The following is a 22,622-nucleotide window of genomic DNA, read 5'->3' on the forward strand; positions in this document are numbered from 1 at the left end:
CTGGTTGAAGAGCCACAGATCAGACACCGTAAAGCAGGAGCGAATATGAGCGCCCCCGATACAGTAGACGTGCCGGCCACAGCCGCGCGCGATGGCGACGTGCGCACAAGTGAGGCCGCCCGCGATGAAAAGAGCGTGATCGCCTCGGTCGTGACGATCGCTAAGCCTGCGCAAGAACTTTACGATTTTTGGCGCGACTTCTCCAATCTGACCCAAGTGATGGAGAATATCGAGCGGATCGACGTCGCCGACCGCAATCGTTCAACCTGGGTGGTTAAGGCACCGGGCGGCCGCACGGTCGAATGGGAATCAATCGTGACCGAGGATCAGCCCGGCAAACTTATCGCATGGGAATCGGTCGAAGGGGCGGAAGTCCGCAACTCCGGCAAGATCGAATTTCACGAGGTTGCGGACCGTGGCACGGTAGTGCGCGCGGTGATTGCCTATGACCCGCCGGGTGGTGCGATCGCGCAATTCTTCGCGAAATTGTTCCAGCGCGAGCCCGCGCTGCAATCGCGCCGCGACCTGCGACGCTTCAAGCAGTTCATGGAGACCGGCGAGATCAGCACGTCCGCGCGAACCCGCGCCGAGGCGACCGATCTGCCGACCGCCGCTTAACCGAACTCTATTCAAGGATAAGCCGAATGCGCGCTCTGACCTGGCACGGCAAGCACGACGTCCGCATGGAAACGGTCGATGATCCCGAGATCATCAACCCGCGCGACGCCATCATCAAGATCACCTCGACCGCGATCTGCGGATCGGATCTTCACCTGTACGACCACTATATCCCAACGATGCAGACGGGCGACATCCTCGGCCATGAGTTCATGGGCGAGGTGGTCGAGGTCGGCGCTCGCTCGACGTTGAAGAAAGGCCAACGCGTGGTGGTGCCGTTCACCATCTCCTGCGGCGCCTGCTATTTCTGTCAGAAGCATCAATATAGCTGCTGCGACAATTCCAACCCCGCAGATAATCAGGATATTTCGGAATTGGCCTACGGCAACCGCATGGCGGGCCTGTTTGGCTACAGCCACATGACCGGCGGCTATTCGGGCGGTCAGGCCGAATATGTACGCGTGCCCTATTCGGACGTCGGCCCGATCGTGATTCCCGACGGTGTGGACGACGACAAGGTGCTGTTCCTCTCCGACATTCTGCCGACCGGCTGGATGGCGGCTGAGAACGCTGACATTGAGCCTGGCGACACCGTGGCGGTTTGGGGTTGCGGACCTGTCGGACTGTTCGCGATCCAGTCGGCTTTCCTGATGGGCGCGCGGCGCGTGATCGCGATCGATCATTTCCCACGCCGGTTGGAGCTGGCGGCGAAGTTCGGTGCCGAGACAATCAATTTCAACGACACCAAGGTCTATGACGCGCTGATGGAAATGACCGGCGGGATCGGCCCCGACGCGGTCATCGACAGCGTTGGCCTGGAGGCGCACGGCCTGTTCGTCGACAACGTGATCGATCAGCTCAAGGTCTCGACGTTCCTCGGCACGGATCGCATCCATGCGCTTCGGCAGGTGATTCTCGCCTGCCGCAAGGGCGGGCGCGTGTCGGTTCCGGCCGTCTATGGCGGTTTTGTCGACAAATTCCCGATGGGCGCTTTCATGGAGAAGGGCCTGACCATGAAGACGGGCCAGACGCACGTGCAGCATTATCTGCCCGGCCTGCTCAACGCGATCATGGAAGACAAGGTAGATACCACCTTCCTGATCTCGCACCGCTTGCCGCTGGAGAATGCGCCGGACGGCTACAAGCTGTTCCACGACTATCAGAACGAGACGACCAAGATCGTTCTCAAGCCGGGACTTGAGAAGACCAAGGTCGAAATGCCTGCTTCGGGAGAATGATGATGGGTAACGGAAAGCTCGCGATCGTTACCGGTGCCTCGACCGGCATCGGCTTTGAGATCGCCCATCTGGCGGCGCAGGACGGCTATGACTTGCTGGTCGTCGCCGACGAGCCGTTGATCAACAATGCCGCCGACGACTTCAAGCGTCACGGCACGCAGGTGACCTCGATCGAGGCTGACCTCGCGACGTTCGAGGGCAATGACAAGCTGCTCGCCGCGGCGAATGGCCGGCCGATCGACGTGCTGGTGGCGAATGCCGGCCGTGGCCTGGGACGCGCTTTCGTCGATCAGGACGTCGCCGACTGGCGCCGCGTGATCGACACCAACGTCACTGGCACCACCTATCTGCTGCAAAAGGTGGCGCAGCAGATGGTTGCGCGCAACGAGGGCAAGATCCTGATCACCGGCTCGATCGCGGGCCTTATCCCTGGCGCCTACCAGGCGGTGTATAACGGCACCAAGGCTTATCTCGACAGTTTCTCCTACGCGCTGCGCGAGGAGCTGCGCGACACCGAGATCACGGTCACGGTGCTGATGCCGGGGCCGACCGAGACCGAATTCTTCGAGCGTGCCGACATGATGGACACGAAGGTGGGCGTCGACAAGAAGGAGGATCCGTCGGCAACCGCCAAGAATGGCTGGGACGCGATGAATTCCGGCGCGGGTCATGTCGTGTCGGGGTGGATGAACAAGCTGCAGGCGGCGATGAGCCACATCACGCCGGACCGCGTCTTGGCCCACCGCCATACGCTGATGGCGGAGCCAGGTACCGCCAAGAATTCCAGCAACACCGAGGACTGACGGCAATCCTGGCTTTTGAGGCCGCCGCGGTGAAAGCCGGGGCGGCCTTTTTCTATGGAGCATCCGCATGCAAATAGGGTTCATCGGCCTTGGTAATATGGGGAGCGCGATGGTGCGCAACCTGCTCAAGGCGGGGCATGACGTCGCTGTCTGGAATCGCTCGCCGGACAAGGCGCAGGCACTTGTTGCCGAAGGAGCGAAGAACGTAGCCACGCCCGCGGAGGCAGCGCAAGGCGCGGTCGTCCACACGATGCTCGCCGACGATAAGGCGGTCGAAGCCGTGACGTTCGGAGTCGACGGCATTTTGTCGGGGCCGGGCACAGCGATCCATGTCTCGCACAGCACGATCAGCCTCGCGCTGGCGGAGCGGCTCGCGCAGGGGCATGCCGACCATGGCTCGACGCTCCTCTCCGCGCCGGTATTTGGGCGCCCGGCAGCGGCGGAAGCGGCCAAATTGTTCATCGCCGCAGCGGGCCCTGCCGCTGCGCTGGTAACCTGCCAACCCTTGTTCGATGCGATCGGTCAGAAGACGTTTGCGATCGGCGATTACGCCCCGGCGGCAAACCTCGTCAAATTGTGCGGCAATTTCACCATCCTGTCGGTGATTGAGACGCTCGCCGAGGCGATGACGCTCGCCGAAAAGGGCGGAGTGCCCAAGGCTAAGTTGCTCGAGGTGCTGACCGGTACCTTGTTCGGGGCACCGGTCTATCACACCTATGGCAACATCCTGGTGGACGAGGCCTTTCGTCCTGCCGGGTTTGCCGCCCCACTCGGTCTCAAAGACATGAACCTGGTGAGCGAGGCCGCAACCGACGCGCGGGTGCCGATGCCGGTGTTGGCGATACTGCGCGACCATCTGCTGTCCACGATCGCGCGGGAAGGCGATGACATCGACTGGTCCGGCATCGGCAGGATCATTGCAGCCGATGCTGGCCTGTAACCGGGAAACGAATGCCGGGCCCGCCGTTGAGGACGCATGGCGAAGAGCATCATGAACCAGGGCCGGGCAACGGCGCCTTTTCGCGACGCACCGCGCGGCAACACCGCGTTGATCATCCTCGACATGATCACCAACATGGATTTCGCCGGCGCGGACGCGATGCTGCGCGACACGGTTGCCGCCGCCGCCACGATCCTCAAACTGCGCGAGGCGGCGGACAAAGCGCGGCTGCCGGTAATCTACGTCAACGACAATTTCGGGGAGTGGCACTCGGAGCGCTACCGGCTCGTCGAGCGTGCGCTGGCGACGGAGGGCGAGGGGGTGCGCGAGTTCGTTGCCAAGCTGGCACCGCGTGACGGCGATTATTTCGTGATCAAGCCGCAATTTTCCGGCTTTTACTCCACCAACCTGCCGGTGCTGCTGCCGAAGCTGGGCGTCGATCGGCTCGTGATCACCGGCATTGCCGCGGACATCTGCGTGCTGTTCACGGCGGCGGACGCGCATATGCGCGACTATAAACTGTGGATTCCGGAAGATGCGGTTGCCGCCGAGACGCGCGAACGCCGTCGCTGGGCACTTGAAATCATGAAACAAAGTATGGGTGCGGAGGTGCGGCCGAGCGACAAACTGACGCTTCCGCGATGGGCCAAAGCCGCGCGGAAGCAGTCGCCGGCCGAAAATTAGGCAGGGAACACCGCGCAGCCGGCGCAGGCCGATCGATCAGACTGACCGCGCTTTCATGTTTGCCGCTGCGGGGTGCGCCTCCTACATCGCAAGCAATCAATGATCCGGAAACCATGATGGCTGAATATGACGTAGACCTGTTCGTGATCGGCGCAGGCTCAGGCGGGGTGCGCGCGGCGCGCGTTGCCGCCGGCTATGGCGCCAAGGTCGCGATCGCTGAGGAGTATCGCGTCGGCGGGACCTGCGTCATCCGGGGCTGCGTGCCAAAGAAGCTGCTCGTCTACGGCGCGCATTTTGCCGAGGACCTCGCCGACGCCCGCCGGTTCGGCTGGAAAGTGCCCGAGTGCGAATTCGACTGGAAGACGCTGCGCGACAATGTGCTGGCGGAGGTCACGCGCATTTCCGGCATTTACGGCGAGACGCTGGAGAACAACAAGGTCGAGGTCCTCCACGAGCGTGCGACCATCGCCGGGGCGCACGAGGTGAAGCTCGCCAGCGGACGGAGCGTTACGGCGAAATATATCCTGGTCGCGACCGGCGCGACGCCCGCGATACCAGACATTCCGGGCAAGGAATTCGGCATCACGTCGAACGAAGCATTCCATCTGGAAGGCGTGCCGAAGCGGATCGTGATCGCCGGCGCGGGCTATATCGCCAACGAATTCGCCGGCATCTTCCACGAATTCGGTTCGCATGTAACGGTGATCAACCGCACGGATGTCATCCTGCGCGGCTATGACGAGCAGATCCGCGACCGGCTGCTGCAGATCTCCAGCGGCAAGGGCATCGACTTCAAGTTCCACGTCGAGATGGAGAAGATCGAGAAGCTCGCGGATGGTTCGCTGCTGATCCATCTGGTCAAGGGCGATCCGATTCCCTGCGACACCATCATGTTCGCCACCGGGCGCAAGCCGCTGACCGACCTCGGGCTCGAAAATGCCGGCGTCGAGCTCAACGTCAAAGGCGCGATCAAGGTCGACGACGACAACAAATCAACTTGCGACAGCATCTACGCGGTCGGCGACGTCACCGATCGCATCCAGCTGACGCCGGTGGCGATCCGCGAGGGTCAAGCCTTCTCCGACACCATCTTCGGCAACAAGCCGCACCGGGTGGATTACGACAATGTGCCGGCGGCGGTGTTCAGCCATCCGCCGATGGCGGGCGTGGGCCTGACCGAGGGCAAGGCGCGCGAGAAATATGGCGCGATCAAGGTGTTCACGTCGGATTTTCGCGCGATGAAGAACGTGCTGGCCGGTCGCAACGAGCGTGCGCTTTACAAGATGATCGTCCACCCCGACACGGACGTCGTGCTCGGCCTGCATATGATCGGTCCGGACGCACCCGAGATTCTGCAAGCGGCGGCGGTGGCGGTGAAGGCCGGCCTTACCAAGCAGGACTTCGACAATACGGTCGCGCTGCATCCGAGCATGGCGGAAGAGCTCGTCCTGATGCGGTGAAGGCTTCCCGTCTAACGGGGAATTCGGATCCACTGTTCGCCGAAGTTTGCACAAGCAGGCATGAAGCGCGGGCCGTTCGGACGGATAAACGCCGTGCCCGCTTATATCGCTTGACAGAAATATAACTGAACGGCGATATACGACTCATGCAAAAGCTGTTCGAAATCATCGCCGATCCCGGGCGCCGGGCGATCCTAGACCTGCTGCGCGAGCGCGAACTTGCCGCTGGCGAAATCGTGGGGGCGATGAAGATCGGCCAGCCCGGCGTATCCAAACATCTCCGCCTGCTGCGCGAGGCCGGCCTCGTGGACGTACGCGGTGACAGGCAGCGCCGCATCTATTCGCTGCGGCCGGGGCCGCTGGCCGAGCTCGACCGCTGGCTCGCGCCTTACCGCACTTTCTGGACAGGAAAGCTCGACGCGCTCGGCGCGCATCTCGATCGGGAGCAATGATCATGACCGATGTCGCTTATTCCGGCACCAGCCGCACGCTCCAACTGACGCGCGACTATCCCCACCCTATCGCAAAGGTGTGGGCGGCAGTCTCGACGCCGGCGCGGATCGCCGACTGGATGGGCGTTGAATGGCTGGGAGACGAAGGCGCGGCGCTGCACGAAGGCGCGCATTTCGACTATCGCTTCGGAGCGATGGATATGGAAAGCCGTGCGCATGTGCTGCGCTACGAGCCGCCGCACCTCCTAGAGCATAGCTGGTTTGAGAATGTCCCGCCCTTCGGGCGCGTCCGGTGGGCATTGGAGGAGGTGGACGGTGGCACGCGGCTGACCTTGACGCATGTCCTTCCGGTATTCGAGGAGGCACCGCGTACCGGGGCTGGCTGGACCGTCCTGATGGAGCAGCTCGCCGCCTCGCTCGGCGATGCTCCGGCGACGCTCGACTGGTGTGCGCTGCGCGATGAGTATGCCCGCCGCTTCGGCCCCGAGGCGACGCGCGACGGGCGGCTCGTGCCGCAGGGAGATCGCCAGACGCTGACGTTCGACCGGATATTGCACCATTCGCCGGAGACCGTGTGGGACGTGTTGACGACGCCCGCCGGCATCAGCCGCTGGTGGCAGGCCGACGCAGTGGTCGATCCTCATGTCGGCGGGCGCTTCGAACTGCTGTTCCGCGAGTTCGGCCACCGCCTGAACGGCGCGATCACCTGCTATGATCCGCCCCGCCGCTTCGGCTTCACCTGGCCGGAAGGTGCGGCAGGCAAAGACAGCGAAGTGCTGTTCGAATTGTCGCCGGACGCTGCCGGAACGCATTTGCGGCTGATCCACGATCTGCCGGGCGATGTCGCCGTGATCGGCTTCGCGGCTGGCTGGCACTGGCATCTCGACGGGATGGACGATGCCGCCCGCAATGTCGCAACGGAGTGGGACGGCACACGCTTCCAGATGCTCCGGAAGGTCTACGGCATGACGCTGTAGCTTGGCGCGGCGCGGTGGCCGCTTCCTGGAACAAGCGCTTTGGCATAGGATCGCCCGGTGGCGCGCAAGCTTACCCTCGATACGCATCCGGCCTTTGCCAAGGCGGCAGAATGGGAGGGCCATTTGCGTGCTGACCGGCGCCGATCGGAACATACGATCCGCGCTTATGGTGCGACCGCGCGCCGACTGATCCAGTTTCTCGGGCAGCATCGTGCCGCCGCGATCGACAGCGCCGACCTGGCGAGGCTCGATGCGGCGGAGTTGCGCGCTTTTCTGGCGTTGCGGCGAGGCGAGGGGCTCGCCAATGCTTCGGCGGCGCGTGAATTGTCGGCGGTGCGCGGCTTTCTGGCATTCGTCGCGAAAGGAGAAAGCGTGGCTGCGCCGCCACGGCTGCGCGGACCACGGGTGAAGAAAGGCGTGCCTCGGCCGGTTTCGCCGAGCGAGGCGATCGCGATCGCCGACGATGCCGAGGATGAGGGGCGCGAGCCGTGGATCGGGCTGCGCGACAAGGCGGTATTACTGCTACTCTATGGTGCGGGATTGCGCGTCGGCGAAGCGGTGGCGCTGACCGGCGCGGTGCTGCCGCTGGGCGAAACGCTGATCGTCACCGGCAAGCGCGCCAAAACGCGGGTCGTGCCGCTGCTCGCTCCGGTGCGCGAAGCGATCGAACTTTATATCGGCGCCAGCCCCTGGGGCGTGAGCCGCGATCTCCCGATCTTCCGGGGCGCCAAGGGCGGCCCGCTGTCGGCCGATATCATCCGCCGCGCGGTGCGTGCCGCTCGCGCCCGTCTCGGCCTGAGTGACCGCACGACGCCGCACGCGCTGCGCCACAGCTTCGCGACGCACTTGTTGGGACGGGGAGCCGACCTGCGTTCGCTGCAAGAGCTGCTCGGCCACGCCAGCCTGTCCTCAACCCAAGTCTATACCGGCGTCGATACCGCGCATCTGCTCGACGTCTACCGCAACGCGCATCCGCGCGCCTGACCGCGACATGGCGGCTGGCGGCCGGCTTATGGAACCGGAACAAGGAGCGGCTTTCCCTTTTCGACCACATAGGTGGCGAGCTCGAGTGCAGCGTCGCGACCGACATTGCGCACCGAATGGGGTACGCCTGCGGGCACGAACAAGACCTCGCCGGCGCCCAGCGTTACCGGCGGCCGTCCGTCGAGACGATATTCGAGCGAACCCTGTAGGACGTAGACGATTTCCTCGCCCGGATGTTTGTGCCGGGCGGCTTCTCCTCCGGGTGCGACGCCCACCCGCGCCTGGATCACCTCGCGTCCGGGGATGCTGAGATCGTGGCGCTGGAGTTCGGCGCGCGTGGTTCCCGCCAATTGCGCAGTCTGCGCCTGCAGCGCGACGCCACCGCCGGCCGCAAAAGCAAGGAACGTGGTGATCGGGATCAGCTTCATAGATCGTCTCCCATCAGACGCGAGCCAGAACATGGCCCTCAACGCACTTTCAATGTCGCGCGCTCGATCAAGGTGGCAATCTCGCGCGGATGCGAGATCAGCGATACGTGGCTCGACCGCAGCTCGATTGTCGTCGCGCCCATGCGGTGCGCCATATAGCGTTGCAGCTCCGGATTGATCGTCCGGTCCTCGGTCGAGACGGCATAGAAGCTCGGCCTCGTCCGCCACGCTGCCTGGGTGGTGCGGCCGGCGAGGAGCGATCTGCGGAATGGCTCCTGCACGGCGTAAAGCGCGCGTGCTTTCGCAGGAGGCAGATCGCCGGCGAAATCGCGCAGGAAGGCTTGCTCGCTCAGGCGCCCTTCGTCCCCGTCATAGACGATGCCGGCGGATGCCGGCGGGGCCGGGAAGCGGGCGGCGAGCGCCGCATAATCCTCGGCCGCATCGGGGGCCCTGGCGGCGACATAGACCAAAGCCGAGACGTTGGGATGGGTCCCCGCTTCGCTCACGATCATGCCGGAGAAAGAATGACCTGCAAGCACGGTCGGCCCGTCCTGCCGGTCCAACACCTTGCGGCATGCGGCGACGGCTTCGTCCAAAGTGGTCAGCGGGTTCTGGACAGAGGTTACGTTGAGCCCCCTCGCCTGAAGCCGCGGGATGACCTCCGACCAGCTCGACCCGTCGGCAAACAGGCCATGGACGAGCACGACATTATTCGCCCGCGAGGGTGCGGCTACAACCTGGCCGTCACCCGGCGCGGCAATCGCCGCGCCCATGAGCAAGCCTGCGACGAAAGTCCGGCGGTCCACGTCCATAGCAGCCTCCTTCGGTCGGCGGCGCGGCGCCCGCCATGTCGCCTCCGCTCGTCGGTTACTCCGGCAGGAAGTCGGGCACCGAGAGGTAACGTTCGCCGGTATCATAGTTGAAGCCAAGGATCCGGCTGCCGGGGGCTTCCTTGAGTTTCTGGGCGATGGCCGAAAGGGTCGCGCCGGACGAGATGCCGACGAGCAGGCCTTCCTGGCTGGCGGAACGCCGCGCATATTCCTTGGCGTCGTTGGGATCGACCTGGATCACGCCGTCGAGCACGCCGGTATGGAGGTTGGCTGGGATGAAGCCGGCGCCGATGCCCTGGATCGGATGGGGACCGGGCTGGCCGCCGGAGATCACCGGCGACAGGGTCGGTTCGACTGCGAACACCTTCAGGTTGGGCCAGACCTGCTTGAGCGTCTCGCCGACGCCGGTGATGTGCCCGCCCGTGCCCACCCCGGTGATGATCATGTCCAGCGGGGCGTCGGCGAAATCGTTGAGGATTTCCTGCGCGGTGGTGCGGACATGGATATCGATATTGGCGGGATTCTCGAACTGCTGCGGCATCCAGCTATTGGGCGTCTGGCCGATAATCTCGAGCGCGCGCTCGATCGCGCCCTTCATGCCCTTCTCGCGCGGCGTGAGATCGAAGCTGGCCCCGAATGCCAGCATCAGCCTGCGCCGTTCGAGCGACATGCTCTCCGGCATCACCAGGATCAATTTGTAGCCCTTGACCGCAGCGACCATGGCAAGACCGACGCCGGTGTTGCCGGAGGTCGGCTCGACGATCGTGCCGCCCGGCTGAAGGTCGCCGGATTTCTCCGCGGCTTCGATCATCGCCAGCGCGATGCGGTCCTTGATTGAACCGCCGGGGTTGGACCGTTCGGACTTGATCCACACTTCGGCGTCGCCGAACAGCCGCTGGACGCGGATATGGGGAGTATTGCCGATCGTTTCGAGAACGCTGTTGACCTTCATTTTGCCATCTCCTGGCCGGGGATATTCTCAAGAGTCTTTGGTGGATCGAATGTACGCGCCTGCACCAGTTCAGGAAACAGCCGCGCCCAAATTATCGTGACGCCGATCGCGCCGAAACCGCCGAGCACCACTGCGGGCACCGCGCCGATCAACGCGGCAAGGAAGCCGCTCTCCGCCTCGCCAAGCTCGTTCGAGCCGGAGATGAAAAGCGTCGAAACCGCACCGACGCGGCCGCGCATGTCGTTCGGCGTCCAAATCTGGATCAGCGACTGGCGGACATAAACCGATAGCATGTCGCACGCACCCAGCACCGCGAGGCAGGCGAGCGACAGCGGCACCCAACGCGACAGCCCGAAGCCCACCGTGCAGGCGCCGAACAGGGCCACGGCAAACAGCATCTTCACACCGACATTGTGCCTCAGCGGCTTGATCGAGAAATACAGCGCCATCGCTGCCGATCCGACGGCCGGCGCGGCGCGGAGGTGGCCAAGCCCTTCCGATCCTACTTTCAGGATGTCGCGTGCGTAGATCGGCAGCATCGCGGTCGCGCCGCCGAGCAGGACCGCGAACAGATCCAGGCTGATGGCGCCGAGTACCACCCGATTGTGGCGGACATAATGAAGTCCGTCGATCATCTGCCGCCACGGGTTGGCCTTGCGATCCAAGGTCGTCTTCGGGATCGGGCGGATGAACATCATCGATGTCGCTGCGATCAGGAACAGCACGGCGGAGACGGTATAAGGCAGCCAATGGCGCGCGGCGTAGAGATAGCCGCCCAGTGCGGGCCCGCCAATCGCTCCGACCTGCCAGGCGATGGCGGAGGCCGCGATCGCGGTCGGCAGCACCGCCGCCGGCACGAGATTGGGCGCGAGCGCGCCGATCGCGGGATTGGCGAAGGCGCGGCAAATGCCGAGCAGCACCGCCACGACATAGATGGCGGGGAGCGTGGTCGTGTCATGCCAGCCCAGCAAGGCCAGCCACGCGGCGCACAGCGCCTCCGCGAACAGCACGATCCGCGCGATCCAGCGTCGGTCGATGCGATCCGCCGTCCAGCCGGTGATCAGCGTCAGCAGAGCAAGCGGGACGAACTGCGCCACCCCGACCATGCCGAGCTGGAAGGCGGCTTCCTTGGGCGTCATGGTGCGGCGGGCAATGTCGTAAACCTGCCAGCCGATCACGACGACCATCGCATTCTGCGCGATGGTGGTCGTGAAGCGGGTCACCCAATAGAAACGGAAGTCACGAAATGAAAAGGGGGAAACCGTCTTCGCCATGGTGATGCTCTTGGCGGTGGTGGAGCCGGCCCGCAACCCCGAATAGCCCAGTCTTCAACTAGGTTTTCTTCGTGCGGCTCAAGGCTGCCAGGTCGCCGTTCTGCTCCCGCCGCCGATGAAGGCGAGCAGGTCGCGCGTCAGCCGATCCTTGGCGGTGACGGTGAGACCATGCGGTTCGCCGTCATATTCGATCAATTCGGCATTCGAGATGCCTCTGGCGGCCGCACGCGCCGACGGATCGATCGGGACGGTCTGGTCGCTCGTGCCGTGGATGATCAGGGTTGGGACGGTGAAGGCCGCGAGATCGGGCCGGAAATCGGTCTTGCCGAACGCGTCGATGCAATCGAGCACGCCCTTGAGGCCGGCCTGGGACGCCATCAGTTCGAAATGGTGCAAGATCTGGTCGCTGACCGGGCTGGTGATATAGCCGACGCCGTAGAACATCTTCGCAAAGGCGGCGAAGAAAGCGGCGCGGTCCTTGCGGATCGGCGCCTTCATCTGCTCGTCGAACACGCTGCCGTCCACCCCGTCGGGATTGCTGTCGTCCTTGAGGAGATAAGGCACGACCGAGGCGATCAGAGCGGCGCCGTTGACGCCCTTGCCGTCGTGGCGTGACATATAGCGGGCGATCTCGCCGCCACCCATTGAAAAGCCGACGAGGGTTGCGTCCTGCGCGCCGGTCGCCGCCAGCACCTGCGCGAGATCGTCCGCCAGCGTGTCATAATCATAGCCGGTCCAGGGCTGGCTGGAGCGGCCGAAACCGCGGCGATCATAGGCGATCACACGGTGCCCCGCTTCCGCCAGCGCGAGCGCGTGATCGTCCCAGCTATCCGAATTGAGCGGCCAGCCATGGATAAGCACCACCGGGCGGCCGGAGCCCCAATCCTTGACGTAGAGGTCCACACCATCGCGCGTCTTGATATAGGGCATTCGTCGTCTCCCGGAGGGTTCCACCGTGGAAACGCCCTGGACCGTGATCAGCCGCATGCCCGCGACGACATGCGCCGATAATCAGGCCGCGCCGACCTCGCCATGGCCGCCCGGCTGGACGCGGTTGATCTCTTGTCCCGAAGGATTGCGGATGGACGGGCGCAGCCGCGAAAGGCTGCAAATGCCGGCGGCGACGGTCAGCCCGCAGGCGATCAGCGGCGGGATGAACGAGGTGCCGAAGCCAAGCGCCAGCATCGTCGCAACCCCGGTAGCGCCCATCGTCTGGCCGACAAGGCGCGTGGTCGAGACCAATCCGCCTGCCGAGGCGGCCCGCTCGCGCGGCGCCGATCCGATGATCAGCCGCGCATTGGGCGACAGGAACAGGCCGAACCCGGCGCCGCATAGCGCCATGCGCCAGGCGACATCGAAATATTCGGGATGCGCGGGCAGGAAGGAAAGCAGCACGAGTGCGGTCGTGGCGATGACCATGCCGATCCCGCCGAGCATGCCGGCGGGGTAGCGATCGGACAGGCTGCCCGCGATCGGCGCCACGATCATGGTCGTCAGCGGCCAGGGCGCGATCATGGCGCCCACCTCGCTTGGCGCAAAGCCGAAGCCGTGCTGAAGGCGGAAGGGGAGCGACAGGATCAGCATCTGCGATGCAAAGAAGGCCATGAACGCACCTGCGACTGACAGCGCCAGCACCGGACGCGCGAGCAGGTCGACCGGCAGGATCGGAAAGGGTTCGCGCCGTTCGTGAAAGACCAGCACGACGCCGAACAGCAGGCCGACCGCGACGATCGCACCGCTCACCACCGGCGAATTGCCGTGCACCAGCGCCTCGAGCCCGGCGATGACGAGGCCGAAGGTCGCCATGTTGAGCATCGCGCCGGCGAGGTTATAGCTGCCGGCGATGGGCGGCACGTCCGGCAATGCCCAGCGGCCGAGCGCGAGCGACAGGATGGCGAACGGGGCTGCCATGGCGAACACCCACGGCCAGGGTGCGATCGCGAGGATGAGGCCGCCCGCGGTCGGCGCGAGCGCGGCCGACACAGAGCCCATGATGTTGTTGAGGCCGAGGCCGCGGCCGAGATGCTTGGCCGGATAGATACGCCGGATCATCGCCGCCATCACCGATAATGCCGCGGCGGCGCCGGTGGCCTGCAACGCGCGCACGACCAGCAGAAAGCCGAGGCTGTGTGCGAAGAAGCAAAGGATGGTGGCGACGGTGAAGACCAATTGTCCGCCCTGATACAGCCGCTTGAGCCCGATGCGGTCACCCAGCGCCGAGAAGGGCAGCAACGCCATGACCAGCACGAGCTGATAGACGGTCACCACCAGTACCGCCGACGAGCTGTCGACCCGCAGATCGTGGGCGATCGTCGGCAGCGCCACCGTGGCGATTGCGCCGTCGATGATGGTCAGCATCGTGCCCAGGCTGACGGCGGCGACGGCGAGATAGAAGCGGCGACCCTCAAGGCCTGGCCCTGCGGCTTGGGCATTGCTCGGTTTCATGGACGCAAAGATTTCCTCGGGCGGGCGCGGCTGGACATGAACGCGGTTATGCCTAAAGCCGCCCGCGTCAAAGGAGCATAGTAATGGGTTATCGTGTCGTCGTGGCAGGCGCGACCGGCAATGTCGGTCGCGAGATGCTGAACATCCTGGCGGAGCGGGAGTTTCCGATCGACGAGATCGCGGCGCTCGCCTCGTCACGCTCAGCGGGCGACGTCATCGATTTCGGCGAGACCGGCAAGAAACTGACCGTGCGCAATATCGAGCATTTCGACTGGGCCGGCTGGGACATGGCGCTGTTCGCGATCGGCTCCGAAGGCACCAAGAAATATGCGCCGATCGCAGCCGCAGCCGGCTGCACGGTGATCGACAATTCGTCGCTCTACCGCATGGACCCGGACGTGCCGCTGATCGTGCCGGAAGTGAATGCGCATGCGATCGACGGCTATCGCCGCAAGAACATCATCGCCAATCCCAATTGCTCGACGGCGCAGATGGTCGTTGCGCTGAAGCCGCTGCACGATTTCGCGACGATCAAGCGCGTCGTGGTGGCGACCTATCAATCGGTCTCCGGCGCGGGCAAGGCCGGCATGGACGAATTGTTCGAGCAGAGCCGCAACATCTTCGTCGGCGATCCGGCCGAACCCAGGAAGTTCACCAAGCAGATCGCATTCAACGTGATCCCGCACATCGACAGCTTCCTCGACGATGGTTCGACCAAGGAAGAATGGAAGATGGTGGTCGAGACCAAGAAGATCCTCGATCCCAAGATCAAGGTGTCTGCCACGTGCGTGCGCGTGCCGGTGTTCGTCGGCCATTCCGAAGCGATCAACATCGAGTTCGAGAATGAGATTTCGGCCGCCAGGGCCAAATCGATCCTGCGCGAGGCGCCCGGCATCATGCTGGTCGATAAGCATGAGGATGGCGGCTACGTCACCCCGATCGAATGCGTCGGCGAATATGCCACCTATATCAGCCGCGTGCGCGAGGATCCGACCGTCGACAGCGGGCTCAGCCTGTGGTGCGTCAGCGACAATCTGCGCAAGGGCGCGGCGCTGAACGCGGTGCAGATCGCGGAATTGCTGGGTCGGAGGCATTTGAAGAAGGCGGCTTAAGGCCTTGCCCGTCATTGCGAGCGTAGCGAAGCATCCAGATCCGGCGCTGGACTGCTTCGTCGCTGCGCTTCTCGCAATGACGTTAAGTAGGCTTGGTCAGATCGTCTGCGCAGCCGCCCAGCCGCTGGCCCAGGCCCATTGGAAATTATAGCCGCCGAGCCAGCCGGTGACGTCGACCGCCTCGCCGATGAAATAGAGGCCGGGCAGATGGCGCGCCGCCATCGTCTTGGACGAGAGGCCATCGGTCGACACGCCGCCGACCGTCACCTCGGCCTTGGCGAAACCTTCGGTGCCGTTGGGGTGAAATTCCCAGTTGGACAATTTCCGCTCGATCTCGCGCAGCGTGGCATCCCGCTGTTCGTCAAGCGCGCCCGGCAAGGCGAGCCGCTCAGCCAGCGCTGACGCCAGCCGGTCGGGCAGCGCACCGCTCAGCACCGACTGCAGGGTCGCGCGCGGGCGGGTGCGTTTGGCGTCGATCAGCCAGCTTGAGTGGCCAGGGAGGAAGTCAATCGCGACCGGGTTGCCGTGGCGCCAGTAAGACGAGACTTGCAGGATCGCGGGCCCGGACAGGCCGCGGTGCGTGAACAAGGCCGCCTCGGCAAAGGACGCACCGCCCGCATGCGCGACGACGGGAGCTGCGACGCCCGATAGTGCATGGAACAGCGCATCGTCTTGCGGCAGGGTCAGCGGAACCAGCGCCGGGCGGGGCTCGACGATCTTGAGGCCGAAGCGACGCCCGAGATCGTAAGCAAAGCCGGTCGCGCCGATCTTGGGGATGGACGGGCCGCCCGTTGCGACCACCAACGCGGCGGCGGTGGCGATGCGGTCGCCATAAGCGACCGTGAAGCTGCTACCGTCATGGGTCACATCTCGGATGGTGCTGCCAAGATGCAGCGTGACGGCGCCGCCGGCACATTCGTCGAGCAGCATCGCCACGATCTGCCTGGCCGAGCCATCGCAGAACAGTTGGCCGAGCGTCTTTTCGTGCCAGGCGATATGATGGCGTTCGACCAGGTCGAGGAAATCGCGTGGGCCGTAGCGGCTGAGCGCCGAGCGCGCGAAATGGGGATTGGCGGACAGGAAGCGATCGGGCGCGGTGCCGAGGTTGGTGAAATTGCAGCGCCCGCCGCCCGAGATCAGGATCTTCTTGCCCGGTTCCTCGGCATGGTCGACCACCAGCACGCGCCGCCCGCGTTGGCCCGCGACGGCCGCGCACATCAGCCCGGCACCGCCCGCGCCGAGAATGATCGCGTCATATATGTGGGGCCCAGCCATCCTGTTGCCGTGGCATGGCTTGCCGCGTCTTGCCAGCCGCTGCGCGCAATGCCAACGCCATTCCATGAGCGAGATCATGACAGGCGGCTGCCAGTGCCGGCGGGTCCGCTATGCGGCCCGGATCGACAGCGACGATGCCTATCTGTGTCATTGCACGATGTGCCGGCACGCGACCGGGGGCGCCTCGATCGCCTTCGTGAGCGTTTCGCTCGACGCGATGACGTGGGACGGGGAGCCCGATTGGTATCGCTCCTCGCCGATCGCCGAGCGGCCCTTCTGTTCGGCATGCGGAACGCCGCTCGGCTTCCGCTTTGTCGATGACGCCAGGAATATGGACGTGACGCTGGGGTCGTTCGACGATCCGTCGCGGTTCAAGCCGGTCCACAATTATGCGAGCGAGAGCATATTGCCGGCATGGCAGGATACGTCGCACCTCCCCGGCAAACGTTCCGACGAAAATCCGAATGTCGCCGCTCGATGGATCAAAGCCGTTGGCAAGCTCCCCGACTGATTTCCCCGTCCAATATTTCCGCGCCGATGACGGGCTCGAGCTTGCCTATCGCGAGATGGGGGCGGGCCGCCCGCTGATCCTGATCCACGGCCTGTTTTCGAACGGCTGGGTAAACTGGATCCGCTATGGCCACGCCCAATTGCTGGCGGATGTCGGCTTCCGCGTGATTATGCCCGATTTGCGGGGCCATGGCGAAAGCGCAGCGCCCCACGATGCGGCGGCTTATCCGCCGGACGTGCTGGCTGAGGATGGCGCGGCTTTGGTGCGGCATCTCGGCTTGAGCGACTATGATTTAGGCGGCTATTCGCTGGGCGGGCGAACGACCTTGCGGATGCTGGTGCGCGGGGCCAGGCCACGCCGCGCGATCCTGTCCGGAATGGGACTGGCCGGGATCCTGGACGTCCATCAACGCCGTGGTTTCTTCCGGCATGTGCTCACGGGCCTTGGGACGCACACGCGCGGATCCGGCGCGTGGATGGCCGAAGCCTTCCTCAAGACGACCGGCGGCGATCCCCAAGCGATGCTGCCGCTGCTCGACAGCTTCGTTGATACCTCGCGCGCGGAGGTTTCCGCGATTTCGATGCCGGTGCTCGTCCTGTCCGGCGTGGACGATCATGATAACGGCTCGGCGGCCGAGCTCGCTGCCTTGCTGCCGCACGGGCGGCTCGCGGAAATTCCGGGCAATCATATGACGAGCGTGCTGCGCCCGGAGCTAGGCCAGGAGATTGCCGACTTCCTGTTGGACGTCCCAGCCGCTTAGCGGAACGGCGGCTCGTTAAACGCGCGCAGCTTGCGGCTGTGGAGCTGATCGCCGGCGAGCTTCAATTCGTCGATGGCGGCAATGCCGATGCGCAGATGTTCGGCGATGGCGCGCTCGTAGAAACGGTTGGCCTGACCGGGCAGCTTGATCTCGCCGTGGATCGGCTTGTCCGACACGCATAGCAAGGTGCCGTAGGGGACGCGGAAGCGGAAGCCCTGGGCGGCGAGCGTGGCCGACTCCATGTCGATTGCGACCGCGCGGCTCTGGCTGAAGCGCAATGCGGAACTGGTGTAGCGCAGCTCCCAATTGCGGTCGTCCGTCGTGACGACGGTGCCGGTGCGCAGGCGCGCCTTCAACTGATCGCCGCTCTCACCGGAGACGCGCTCGGCGGCGCGGCCGAGCGCGAGCTGGACCTCGGCGATGGCGGGAACGGGGATTTCCGGTGGCAGCACGTCGTCGAGGACATGATCGTCGCGCAGGTAAGCATGGGCCAGCACATAATCGCCGATGCGCTGGCTCGGGCGCAGACCGCCACAATGACCGATCATCAGCCACGCTTCGGGTCGCGTGACGGCTAGGTGATCGGTGATCGTCTTGGCGTTGGACGGGCCGACGCCGATATTGACGAGGCTGATGCCGGAGCGATCGGGTGCGACGAGATGGTAGGCCGGCATCTGGTGCCGCCGCCAGGCGCTATCGGCGACCGCGCGTGCTGGATCGGGGTCGCCGGGGCGGATTTCGAGCCCGCCCGCGCCGCTCAGCATCGTATAGCCCTTGTCGGCATTGAGCTCGGCAATCGCCCAGGCGACGAATTCGTCGACATAGCGGTGGTAATTGGTGAACAGCACGTACTTCTGCACGTGCGCCGGCGGGGTGCCAGTATAGTGGCGCAGCCGGGCGAGGCTGAAATCGGTGCGACCGGCCTCGAACAAAGCGAGCGGGCGCGGTCCGGGGCCCTGGACGGCGGTGCCGTCGGCAATCTCGTCGCCGATATGGGCGAGCTCGGTCGCGGGAAAGATGCGCGCCAGCTCGACCGCGGCCGCACCGGTCAGATCGATCTCCGAATCGAGCACATAAGGGTAGGCGATTTCCTCGTCGCTGCGTCCGACGGAAACCTCGGCGCCATAATCCTCGATCAGATAATCGAGCTGCTCTGCGAGATAGTCACGGAACAGCGCCGGCTGGGTGACGCTGATCGCATAATCGCCCGGCACATGCAGCCGCCCGAAGGCGCGGCCCGGCGCGGTCGATGCGGGCGTCCCGTCATAGCGCACGCGGATTTCCGGATAGCAAAACGCCCCGGCGGCGCGGGTGGCGGGGTCGGGACGCTCGCCGCTGGCGATGAACCGCGACAAGGCCGCGCGCAGCATCGCCACCGACTCGCGGTAGAGCGCCTCAAGCGCATCGACATGGGCCAGGCTCTGCTGTGACGGCATCAGAGCTCCGCCAGCATGTGATCGGCGGCGCTGACGCGGAATTCGCCCGGAGCCTCGACGTACAGTTTCTCGACGACGTTGTCGTTGACCACCATCGCGAAGCGCTGGCCGCGCGTGCCCATGCCAAAGGCGCTGCCGTCGAAATCAAGGCCGAGCGACTTGACGAAGGCGGCGTTGCCGTCGGCGAGCAGGGTGACCTTGCCGTCGGCGCCGGCGCTCTTGCCCCATGCGGCCATCACGAACACGTCATTGACCGCCATGCCGACGATTTCGCCGATTCCCTTGGCCTTGAGTGCATCGGCCTTGTCGATGAAGCCCGGGAGATGTTTGGCCGAGCAAGTGGGCGTGAATGCGCCCGGGACAGAGAACAAGGCGACACGGCGCCCAGCGAAATAATCCTGAGTTTCCACCTTATCGGGGCCGTCTTCAGTCATCCGCGCGAGGGTGGCCGGGGGCAACGGGTCACCTACCTTGATCGTCATCGCTGATCTCCTTTGCGCTGCTCCTATCAGCCGGATCGGGAACCCGGAAGGCCAGTGGCGCGGTTGGAGCAATGATGAGCGATGACTATAACAATGCGATGGCACCGGATGACTTCACCTCGCTTGCGGGCGAATTGCTGCTGGCGCTGCCGGGGATCGGCGATCCGCGCTTCGAGCAGGCGGTGATCGCGGTCTGTCTCCATCAGCCCGACGGTGCGATGGGCGTCGGCATCGGGCGGCTCGTGCCGGGCCTGGGGCTCCATGCCTTGCTCAAACAGCTGGACATCGCTCCCGGCTCGGCGCCCGACGCGCCAGTTCATCAGGGCGGGCCCGTCGAGACGCAGCGCGGCTTCGTCCTCCATTCACCCGATTGGCGAGGAGAGGACACGTTGATCGTGTCGCCTACGCTTTCGCTGACCACCACACTGGACGTGCTGCGCGCGATCGCGGCAGGGGAGGGGCCCGACCGCTGGCTGGTCGCGCTCGGCTATGCCGGATGGGGTGAGGAGCAGCTGGACGATGAGATGCGGCGCCATGGTTGGCAAACGGTTCAAGCCGGCGAGGAACTGCTCTTCGAAACGCCCGTCAAGCAACGCTGGTCCCGCGCCTTCGCCGCCGCGGGGGTGGACGTGCGCCTGCTCGCGCCGACCAGCGGCCATGCCTGAAGTTCAGGCCTCCGCTGCTCCGCGCGCGTGACTGGTTCGAGGGGTGGCAATGACTTCGGCAATCCGCGCCTGAAGCGAGGCAGCGGTAAAAGGCTTGGAAAGGAGCGGGCCTTGCCAGATCGCCGACAGCGCCTCGATATCGGCAAAACCACTCATGAGCAGCACCGGCAGATCCGGCCGCACCGCGCGGATCGCCACTGCCACCTCGGCGCCGTTTTGTCCCGGCATGGCGAAATCGACGAGGGCGATATCCAGGTCTGACGTTTCGCTCAGTTTGGCGAGCCCGATACGACCGTTTTCGGCGTCGAAGACGGCGCAGCCAAGCTCGCGCAGGATCGACACGGCGACGCCGCGCACGTCAGGGTCATCGTCGATCAGCAGGACGGTCCGGCCCCGCAGATCGCCGGCTTCCTGCGCCATGCTTTCGGCCGGTGCCGACCGCTCGGCATGCGAGCGTGGCAGAAAAATCGTCACCTTCGTGCCTTCACCGAGGCGACTGACGATACGAATCCCGCCTCCGAGCTGCTTGAGCACGCCCAACACCTGGGGCAGCCCCAGGCCTGTTCCCTGGCCGACCGGTTTGGTGGTGAAGAACGGGTCGAAGGCGCGCGCCATGACTTCCGCGCTCATGCCGATACCGCAGTCGGAAATCGTGATCGCTACATAGTCGCCCGGCCCGGGCTCCTCGCTGCTGCGTGCCGGCTCGGCAATCGTCGCGTTCATCATTTCGATCACGATCGTGCCGCCGCTTGGCATGGCGTCGCGCGCATTGATGGCGAGGTTGAGCAGGATCAGATCGAATTGGGTCGGGTCGGCGCTGGCCGGCCACAGGCCAGACGTTGGCGCCCGCACGATGTCGATCGCGCCGCCAAGCGTGCTGCGCAGCAACTCGACGGTATTTGCGACAGCTTCCTCGATGTCCATTACTTCGGCGCGCAATTGCTGCCGTCGCGAAAATGCGAGCAACTGCGCGGTGAGCTTCGCGCCGCGATCAGCCGCCTGGCGCGCGCCTGCAAGCAGCCGCACCGAACGCGCATCGCCGCCGGTCCTTTGTAGCAGATCGATATTGCCGATCACGGCAGTAAGCAGATTGTTGAAATCGTGGGCGATACCACCCGTCAGCCGGCCGACTGCCTCCAGCTTTTGCGCCTGTATCAGGCTTTCCGTGGCCTCGGCCAGTTCCCGCGTTCGCTCCATGACACGGAGCTCGAGGCTATTGTTGAGCGCCTGAAGATCGTGTTCGCGGCTGCGCAATGCTTCCCCGGCTTCACGCAATGCCTGTTGAACGGCTTCGATTTCGATCAGCGGGGATTTTTCGGTTACGCCATCCTCGCCTCGGCCAAGCGCGGCCGCCATCGACGCAAGCCGTGTGACGGGCAGCGCCACGCTGCGCCCGACACGGTAGGATACGAGCAAGCCGATGCCCAGCATTGCGACGCCGAACGCGGCGCCAGCGATCAGCGAGGAGCGCGCGCCCGCAGCGAGTTCCGTCCGCGGCACGGCGATCAGCAGGGTCCAACCCGTGACGGGTGACCGGTTCCACGCCGTCAGCGCAGGAATGCCGTCCAGGGTAGTTGTGGGCGTCACGCCGGCGGGTTTCGCGGCCATCTTATGTTGCATGTCGAGCGTGGCCTCGCGGCCGACGTAGCGATCATTGCCGCGGTTGCGAGCGACGATGCGCTTGCTCGCGTCGAGCACGACCCCCGTCCACCGATTGGGTAGATGCTGGTCAGCAAACAGGCGCAAAAAACTGGCGGCCCGCGTCGCCACCGCAAGTTCGACCACCCGACCGGTTTCGAGCCGAAGAACGCGGGTGAGCACGATTACAGGCTGGTGTGTCAAAACCCCGTTGGTGAGGTTCCATAGTCGGAGGCCGTGGCCCAGCCTGGTATAAGTCACACGTCGACTGCTGCTGCGCGCGCCCCGCGGCAGCCGCAACCCATCGGGTGCGGCCGTATTGGCGAGTTGCTGCCCATTCTCGTCCAGCACCACTACCCAGCGCGACGGATCGGTGTTCGCTTGGCGCGCCTGACGGGTGAATTCGACGAATTTGCCCTGCTTGAGAGGCACGGAGGTCGTCAGCGCGTCGAGCAGAATGCCGTTCTGCCCGATCTGGCGATCGACCACGAGCGAGAGTGCGCGTGCCGTGTCGGACAATCGTCGTTCGGCTGCATCATGCTCGTGCGTATAAGCTCGCCACAGCAGCACCGATGTGACGATGATGGCGGGCAGCAGCAGCGCCAGGCTGAGTGCGATCAACCGGCCGCGGATCGAATGGGGCAGGGTCGCTCGCATT

23 protein-coding genes are annotated in these 22,622 nt (G+C 64.8%); 13 read left to right on the forward strand and 10 right to left on the reverse strand.

All coding sequences use genetic code 11. The annotated features are described in order from the left end of the window. The first annotated feature begins 45 nt into the window (after window positions 1-45). The 9 genes from DX905_RS15510 to DX905_RS15550 all read left to right on the forward strand — a co-directional run bounded on the left by DX905_RS15510 (window position 46) and on the right by DX905_RS15550 (window position 8,156). Entirely contained in the window at window positions 46-618 is a 573-nt protein-coding gene (locus DX905_RS15510; RefSeq protein WP_116092146.1) for an SRPBCC family protein, read from the forward strand. A gap of 26 nt (window positions 619-644) precedes the next feature. Then, on the forward strand, window positions 645-1,856 hold the full coding sequence (locus DX905_RS15515; protein ID WP_116092147.1) for a zinc-dependent alcohol dehydrogenase: 1,212 nt from the start codon (window positions 645-647) through the stop codon (window positions 1,854-1,856). Window positions 1,857-1,858: 2 nt separating this feature from the next. After that, a complete protein-coding gene (locus DX905_RS15520) occupies window positions 1,859-2,659 on the forward strand; it encodes an SDR family NAD(P)-dependent oxidoreductase (protein ID WP_116092627.1) in 801 nt (266 codons plus the stop codon). A gap of 67 nt (window positions 2,660-2,726) precedes the next feature. Then, window positions 2,727-3,599, forward strand: a complete 873-nt coding sequence (locus DX905_RS15525; RefSeq protein ID WP_116092148.1) for an NAD(P)-dependent oxidoreductase — start codon at window positions 2,727-2,729, stop codon at window positions 3,597-3,599. A gap of 36 nt (window positions 3,600-3,635) precedes the next feature. Further along, window positions 3,636-4,283: a cysteine hydrolase family protein gene (locus DX905_RS15530; RefSeq protein WP_240320898.1), complete on the forward strand. Its 648-nt coding sequence runs from the start codon at window positions 3,636-3,638 to the stop codon at window positions 4,281-4,283. Window positions 4,284-4,399: 116 nt separating this feature from the next. Next, entirely contained in the window at window positions 4,400-5,743 is a 1,344-nt protein-coding gene (gorA, locus tag DX905_RS15535) for a glutathione-disulfide reductase (protein WP_116092629.1), read from the forward strand. 146 nt (window positions 5,744-5,889) lie between these two features. Further along, the gene (locus DX905_RS15540) at window positions 5,890-6,195 is read left to right on the forward strand and encodes an ArsR/SmtB family transcription factor (protein WP_116092149.1); all 306 of its coding nucleotides are present in this window, start codon (window positions 5,890-5,892) and stop codon (window positions 6,193-6,195) included. 2 nt (window positions 6,196-6,197) lie between these two features. Then, window positions 6,198-7,172 carry an SRPBCC domain-containing protein gene (locus tag DX905_RS15545; protein ID WP_162875671.1) on the forward strand — a complete coding sequence of 325 codons (975 nt, stop codon included), beginning with the start codon at window positions 6,198-6,200 and terminating at the stop codon, window positions 7,170-7,172. Between the two features lie 57 nt (window positions 7,173-7,229). Then, entirely contained in the window at window positions 7,230-8,156 is a 927-nt protein-coding gene (locus tag DX905_RS15550; protein ID WP_116092151.1) for a tyrosine recombinase XerC, read from the forward strand. A gap of 26 nt (window positions 8,157-8,182) precedes the next feature. On the opposite strand, the gene DX905_RS15555 is transcribed toward DX905_RS15550, so the two are convergent. The 6 genes from DX905_RS15555 to DX905_RS15580 form a co-directional block, all read right to left on the reverse strand. Next, entirely contained in the window at window positions 8,183-8,584 is a 402-nt protein-coding gene (locus tag DX905_RS15555; RefSeq protein WP_116092152.1) for a cupin domain-containing protein, read from the reverse strand. A gap of 38 nt (window positions 8,585-8,622) precedes the next feature. Then, window positions 8,623-9,396, reverse strand: a complete 774-nt coding sequence (locus DX905_RS15560) for an alpha/beta fold hydrolase (RefSeq protein ID WP_116092153.1) — start codon at window positions 9,394-9,396, stop codon at window positions 8,623-8,625. A gap of 55 nt (window positions 9,397-9,451) precedes the next feature. Further along, window positions 9,452-10,366, reverse strand: coding sequence for a cysteine synthase A (cysK, locus tag DX905_RS15565; RefSeq protein WP_116092154.1), 915 nt, complete (start codon window positions 10,364-10,366; stop codon window positions 9,452-9,454). Continuing rightward, a complete protein-coding gene (locus DX905_RS15570; RefSeq protein WP_116092630.1) occupies window positions 10,363-11,640 on the reverse strand; it encodes an MFS transporter in 1,278 nt (425 codons plus the stop codon). The genes cysK and DX905_RS15570 overlap by 4 nt, the downstream gene beginning before the upstream one ends. A gap of 78 nt (window positions 11,641-11,718) precedes the next feature. Further along, window positions 11,719-12,570: an alpha/beta fold hydrolase gene (locus DX905_RS15575; protein WP_116092155.1), complete on the reverse strand. Its 852-nt coding sequence runs from the start codon at window positions 12,568-12,570 to the stop codon at window positions 11,719-11,721. 81 nt (window positions 12,571-12,651) lie between these two features. Then, a complete protein-coding gene (locus DX905_RS15580) occupies window positions 12,652-14,085 on the reverse strand; it encodes an MFS transporter (protein ID WP_116092156.1) in 1,434 nt (477 codons plus the stop codon). Window positions 14,086-14,168: 83 nt separating this feature from the next. On the opposite strand from DX905_RS15580, the gene DX905_RS15585 reads away from it, so the two are divergent. Continuing rightward, entirely contained in the window at window positions 14,169-15,197 is a 1,029-nt protein-coding gene (locus DX905_RS15585) for an aspartate-semialdehyde dehydrogenase (protein ID WP_116092157.1), read from the forward strand. Window positions 15,198-15,293: 96 nt separating this feature from the next. Here the strand turns inward: DX905_RS15585 and DX905_RS15590 are convergent, their stop codons facing one another. Continuing rightward, window positions 15,294-16,472, reverse strand: a complete 1,179-nt coding sequence (locus tag DX905_RS15590; RefSeq protein WP_116092631.1) for a BaiN/RdsA family NAD(P)/FAD-dependent oxidoreductase — start codon at window positions 16,470-16,472, stop codon at window positions 15,294-15,296. Window positions 16,473-16,536: 64 nt separating this feature from the next. On the opposite strand from DX905_RS15590, the gene DX905_RS15595 reads away from it, so the two are divergent. Then, window positions 16,537-16,983: a GFA family protein gene (locus DX905_RS15595; protein ID WP_116092158.1), complete on the forward strand. Its 447-nt coding sequence runs from the start codon at window positions 16,537-16,539 to the stop codon at window positions 16,981-16,983. Beyond that, window positions 16,964-17,743, forward strand: a complete 780-nt coding sequence (locus DX905_RS15600; RefSeq protein ID WP_240320899.1) for an alpha/beta fold hydrolase — start codon at window positions 16,964-16,966, stop codon at window positions 17,741-17,743. The genes DX905_RS15595 and DX905_RS15600 overlap by 20 nt, the downstream gene beginning before the upstream one ends. Here the strand turns inward: DX905_RS15600 and DX905_RS15605 are convergent. After that, window positions 17,740-19,179, reverse strand: coding sequence for an AMP nucleosidase (locus DX905_RS15605; RefSeq protein WP_116092160.1), 1,440 nt, complete (start codon window positions 19,177-19,179; stop codon window positions 17,740-17,742). The two genes, DX905_RS15600 and DX905_RS15605, sit on opposite strands and share 4 nt — an antisense overlap. Further along, entirely contained in the window at window positions 19,179-19,661 is a 483-nt protein-coding gene (locus DX905_RS15610) for a peroxiredoxin (protein ID WP_116092161.1), read from the reverse strand. Before DX905_RS15610 ends, DX905_RS15605 begins: the two co-directional genes overlap by 1 nt. 74 nt (window positions 19,662-19,735) lie before the next feature. Here DX905_RS15610 and DX905_RS15615 point away from each other — a divergent pair, with 74 nt between their 5' ends. Continuing rightward, window positions 19,736-20,326 carry a YqgE/AlgH family protein gene (locus DX905_RS15615; RefSeq protein WP_240320900.1) on the forward strand — a complete coding sequence of 197 codons (591 nt, stop codon included), beginning with the start codon at window positions 19,736-19,738 and terminating at the stop codon, window positions 20,324-20,326. 3 nt (window positions 20,327-20,329) lie between these two features. Here DX905_RS15615 and DX905_RS15620 read toward each other — a convergent pair whose 3' ends face one another. Then, window positions 20,330-22,621 (reverse strand): ATP-binding protein, encoded by a 2,292-nt coding sequence (locus DX905_RS15620; RefSeq protein ID WP_116092162.1) that lies wholly within the window; start codon window positions 22,619-22,621, stop codon window positions 20,330-20,332. Between the last annotated feature and the right edge of the window lies 1 nt (window position 22,622).

Origin of the sequence: Sphingomonas crusticola (genome assembly GCF_003391115.1) — a bacterium.
GTDB classification, from domain to species: Bacteria; Pseudomonadota; Alphaproteobacteria; order Sphingomonadales; family Sphingomonadaceae; genus Sphingomonas_I; species Sphingomonas_I crusticola.

Excerpts from the sequence above, each read along its gene's own strand:
- DX905_RS15590 (WP_116092631.1), bottom strand. The coding sequence starts at position 16,472 with ATGGCTGGGCCCCACATATATGACGCGATCATTCTCGGCGCGGGCGGT.
- gorA (WP_116092629.1), top strand. The coding sequence starts at position 4,400 with ATGGCTGAATATGACGTAGACCTGTTCGTGATCGGCGCAGGCTCAGGC.
- DX905_RS15615 (WP_240320900.1), top strand. The coding sequence starts at position 19,736 with ATGAGCGATGACTATAACAATGCGATGGCACCGGATGACTTCACCTCG.
- DX905_RS15520 (WP_116092627.1), top strand. The coding sequence starts at position 1,859 with ATGGGTAACGGAAAGCTCGCGATCGTTACCGGTGCCTCGACCGGCATC.
- DX905_RS15510 (WP_116092146.1), top strand. The coding sequence starts at position 46 with ATGAGCGCCCCCGATACAGTAGACGTGCCGGCCACAGCCGCGCGCGAT.
- DX905_RS15555 (WP_116092152.1), bottom strand. The coding sequence starts at position 8,584 with ATGAAGCTGATCCCGATCACCACGTTCCTTGCTTTTGCGGCCGGCGGT.
- DX905_RS15605 (WP_116092160.1), bottom strand. The coding sequence starts at position 19,179 with ATGCCGTCACAGCAGAGCCTGGCCCATGTCGATGCGCTTGAGGCGCTC.
- DX905_RS15620 (WP_116092162.1), bottom strand. The coding sequence starts at position 22,621 with ATGCGAGCGACCCTGCCCCATTCGATCCGCGGCCGGTTGATCGCACTC.
- DX905_RS15595 (WP_116092158.1), top strand. The coding sequence starts at position 16,537 with ATGAGCGAGATCATGACAGGCGGCTGCCAGTGCCGGCGGGTCCGCTAT.
- DX905_RS15580 (WP_116092156.1), bottom strand. The coding sequence starts at position 14,085 with ATGAAACCGAGCAATGCCCAAGCCGCAGGGCCAGGCCTTGAGGGTCGC.
- DX905_RS15515 (WP_116092147.1), top strand. The coding sequence starts at position 645 with ATGCGCGCTCTGACCTGGCACGGCAAGCACGACGTCCGCATGGAAACG.
- DX905_RS15540 (WP_116092149.1), top strand. The coding sequence starts at position 5,890 with ATGCAAAAGCTGTTCGAAATCATCGCCGATCCCGGGCGCCGGGCGATC.
- DX905_RS15575 (WP_116092155.1), bottom strand. The coding sequence starts at position 12,570 with ATGCCCTATATCAAGACGCGCGATGGTGTGGACCTCTACGTCAAGGAT.
- DX905_RS15570 (WP_116092630.1), bottom strand. The coding sequence starts at position 11,640 with ATGGCGAAGACGGTTTCCCCCTTTTCATTTCGTGACTTCCGTTTCTAT.
- DX905_RS15560 (WP_116092153.1), bottom strand. The coding sequence starts at position 9,396 with ATGGACGTGGACCGCCGGACTTTCGTCGCAGGCTTGCTCATGGGCGCG.
- DX905_RS15610 (WP_116092161.1), bottom strand. The coding sequence starts at position 19,661 with ATGACGATCAAGGTAGGTGACCCGTTGCCCCCGGCCACCCTCGCGCGG.
- cysK (WP_116092154.1), bottom strand. The coding sequence starts at position 10,366 with ATGAAGGTCAACAGCGTTCTCGAAACGATCGGCAATACTCCCCATATC.
- DX905_RS15530 (WP_240320898.1), top strand. The coding sequence starts at position 3,636 with ATGGCGAAGAGCATCATGAACCAGGGCCGGGCAACGGCGCCTTTTCGC.
- DX905_RS15545 (WP_162875671.1), top strand. The coding sequence starts at position 6,198 with ATGACCGATGTCGCTTATTCCGGCACCAGCCGCACGCTCCAACTGACG.
- DX905_RS15585 (WP_116092157.1), top strand. The coding sequence starts at position 14,169 with ATGGGTTATCGTGTCGTCGTGGCAGGCGCGACCGGCAATGTCGGTCGC.
- DX905_RS15525 (WP_116092148.1), top strand. The coding sequence starts at position 2,727 with ATGCAAATAGGGTTCATCGGCCTTGGTAATATGGGGAGCGCGATGGTG.